This window comes from Bradyrhizobium genomosp. III, assembly GCF_000261705.1.
Lineage (GTDB): Bacteria > Pseudomonadota > Alphaproteobacteria > Rhizobiales > Xanthobacteraceae > Bradyrhizobium > Bradyrhizobium ottawaense.
Window position 1 is genome coordinate 1 of sequence record NZ_AJQF01000144.1, and the last position, 2,653, is coordinate 2,653.

Genomic DNA, 2,653 nt, shown 5'->3' on the forward strand with positions numbered 1-2,653 from the left:
GCGGCGACCGCGCGCGAGCAGCCGGACGAGCACGCGCAACCGCTGCCGGTGATGCCGCGTTCCGAGCAGGTGGTCGCGGACTACCAGACCATCCGGCTATCGCTGAAGGGGCACCCGATGGAATTCTTGCGCGAAATGTTTTCGCGCGAGCGCGTCGTCGCCTGCAAGGATATCAGTCACGAGAACGAGCGTCGCCGCGTCCGCTGCGCCGGCGTGGTGCTGGTGCGGCAACGGCCGGGCAGCGCCAGCGGCGTCGTGTTCATGACGCTGGAGGACGAAACCGGCATCGCCAATGTCGTGGTGTGGCCCAAGATCATGGAGCAGTACCGGAAAGAAGTCATGGGCGCGCGCCTCATCCTGGTCGAAGGCTATATCCAGAGCAGTCCCGAGAAGGTGACGCATCTCATCGCCCAACGCATGATCGATCGCTCGCATGATCTGGTCGGCCTCGCCAACGACGCGCTGAGCCGCAAGCATCCGGTGCCGGCAGGTGCCACCGTGGTCGAGCCGCTCAACGAAGACTCCCGCGCGCTTGCGGACATGCCGGCACAGAAAATCCGCCACCCCCGCAACGTCCGCATCCTGCCGCCATCGCGGGATTTTCATTGAGGGGTGGGGCGAAGTGCTGCCACACGCACGGCGGGTGGGCAAAGGCGCGTAAGCGCCGTGCCCACCTCCTTTTGCGGCTCGTCGCGAAGACGTGGGCACGCTTTGCTTTGTTTACCCTACGAGCTCCTCGATGATGTCGCGCCTTAAAAATTCACCCGGTTCGAGATCGCGCCGTCCACGACGAGATTCGATCCCGTCGTGAACCCCGACACCGGGCTTGCCAGAAACACCGCGGCGCTCGCGATTTCCTGCGGCGTGGCCATCCGGCCGGTCGGATTGCGCTTCATCGCGTCGGCGTAACGCTCGGGCATGTTCTTCTCGACCATCTCCCAGACGCCGCCCTTGAAATAGACCGTGCCGGGCGACACGACATTCACGCGGATCTTCTTCTTTGCATATTGCCGCGCCAGCCCCTTGGCCATGTGGATCAGCGCCGCCTTGATCGGGCCGTAGGAACTGGCCGTGTCGGCCTGCGCCGCCGAGATCGAGGAGATGATGACGAAGGCGGCGTCGCCGCTTCTCTCGCCGCTCGCTTCGAGGAACGGCCGCGCGGCGTCGAACGCGTGCACGGCGCCAAGCAGGTCGAGCCGGAAGTTCTGCTCCCACGATGCGGGATCGTGGCCTTGCGCCATCGCGCCGGCGTTGGAGAACAACAGGTCGACGCCGCCGAGCTCTTTTGCGGCACCCTCGATCCAGGATTTCAGCGCTGCGCCGTCGGTCACGTCGACCGGGCCGCCGGTGGCGTTGACGCCCTTCGCCTTCAGCTCGGCAACGGTAGCCGCAACCTGATCTGCATTGCGCGCGCACACCGCGACATTGGTGCCTTCACCGGCGAGCGTCTCCGCAATCGCCCGCCCGATGCCGCGCGTGCCGCCGAGCACGATGGCGTTCTTGCCTTTGAGACCGAGATCCATTGTTGGGTTTCCTTTTTGTTGGTCGCGGGAGTGTAGCTGTTTCGGAAGACGCCCAGAAGCCTCCACATGGTCATTGCGGGCGCAGCGAAGCAATCCGGAAATGCATCTGCGGAAATAGACTGGCTTGGTCGCATCAGCACAAAATTGCCACGCAATCTTGTCGCGAGCTCCTCGCAATGACGTGGAGAGAGGTGGGGCCTCCTCACTCCGGCGCGGCGCCCACCGGCGGGCCGCCGGGCGGGCGGTGCAGGAAGGTCAGCGAGGCATAAGCGCCGGCCCAGGAGCCGATCGCGGCGAAGGCAACGTAAAAGGCGTTTTCGGTGTAGCTGATCACGGCGTAGGAGGAGAGCAGGTACCAGACCGCACTCCAGTTCGCGGCCGGCACGCGTTTTCGCGCGATCACGGCCGAGGTGAACATGACATAGACCGCGTCTGTGGCCGCCGTTGCGATGAACACGGCGCCTGCGGTAAGGGGGTCGATGGCGGCCATTGCATTTCCTTATGGGCTAATGGATGGTCGCTTGAAAAACTAAGGGAGAGAAGCGGCCATGCAAAGCCCTGCCGACATTCTCAAGGACATCTGGACCTCCGCCGGGGGCGATGCACCAGCGCTCGAACGCGTACGGCTGAGCGGCGAAGAGCCTCAGCTTCCGTCCTCGTTCCGCGTCGCAATTGCCGGACAGACGACCATCGCCGCGGCCGGCCTCGCCGCCGCGGAGATCTGGCGACTGCGCAGCGGGCAGACGCAGGATGTCTCCGTCGACATGCGCCACGCCGTTGCCGAATGCCGCTCCGAGCGCTATCTGCTTCTCGACGACAAGCCGCCGCCCCCGGCCTGGGACGCCATCGCCGGCGTCTACAGGACCGGCGACAATCGCTTCGTTCGCTGCCACACCAATTTCCCGCATCATCGCGACGCCGTCTGCAAGGTGCTCGGCTGCGAGGCGGAGCGCGACAAGGTGCAGGCCGCGCTGATGCAATGGAAGGGCGAGGATTTCGAGACTGCGGCTTACGCGGCGGGCGGCGTCGTCGCGCTCATGCGCTCCCACGACGAATGGTCCGCGCTGCCGCAGGCGCGTGCGCTCGCCGGGTTGCCGCTGCTCTCGATCGAGAAGATCGGCGAGGCCCCG

The 2,653-nt window shown here is 65.4% G+C and carries 3 protein-coding genes and 1 pseudogene; 2 read left to right on the forward strand and 2 right to left on the reverse strand.

Annotation, left to right across the window (positions count from 1 at the left end):
• Window positions 1-609, forward strand: a 609-nt coding sequence (locus tag IC66_RS0112165; RefSeq protein WP_038947802.1) for an OB-fold nucleic acid binding domain-containing protein, incomplete at its 5' end; no start/stop codon positions are given.
• 143 nt (window positions 610-752) lie between these two features.
• Here IC66_RS0112165 and IC66_RS0112170 read toward each other — a convergent pair.
• Both IC66_RS0112170 and IC66_RS0112175 read right to left on the reverse strand, forming a co-directional pair.
• A complete protein-coding gene (locus tag IC66_RS0112170; RefSeq protein WP_038947803.1) occupies window positions 753-1,523 on the reverse strand; it encodes an SDR family NAD(P)-dependent oxidoreductase in 771 nt (256 codons plus the stop codon).
• Between the two features lie 202 nt (window positions 1,524-1,725).
• Window positions 1,726-2,013 carry a hypothetical protein gene (locus IC66_RS0112175; RefSeq protein WP_008136644.1) on the reverse strand — a complete coding sequence of 96 codons (288 nt, stop codon included), beginning with the start codon at window positions 2,011-2,013 and terminating at the stop codon, window positions 1,726-1,728.
• A gap of 58 nt (window positions 2,014-2,071) precedes the next feature.
• Between IC66_RS0112175 and IC66_RS0112180 the strand changes: the two are divergent.
• Window positions 2,072-2,653 (forward strand): annotated as a pseudogene (locus tag IC66_RS0112180) (CoA transferase); the annotation flags it as partial.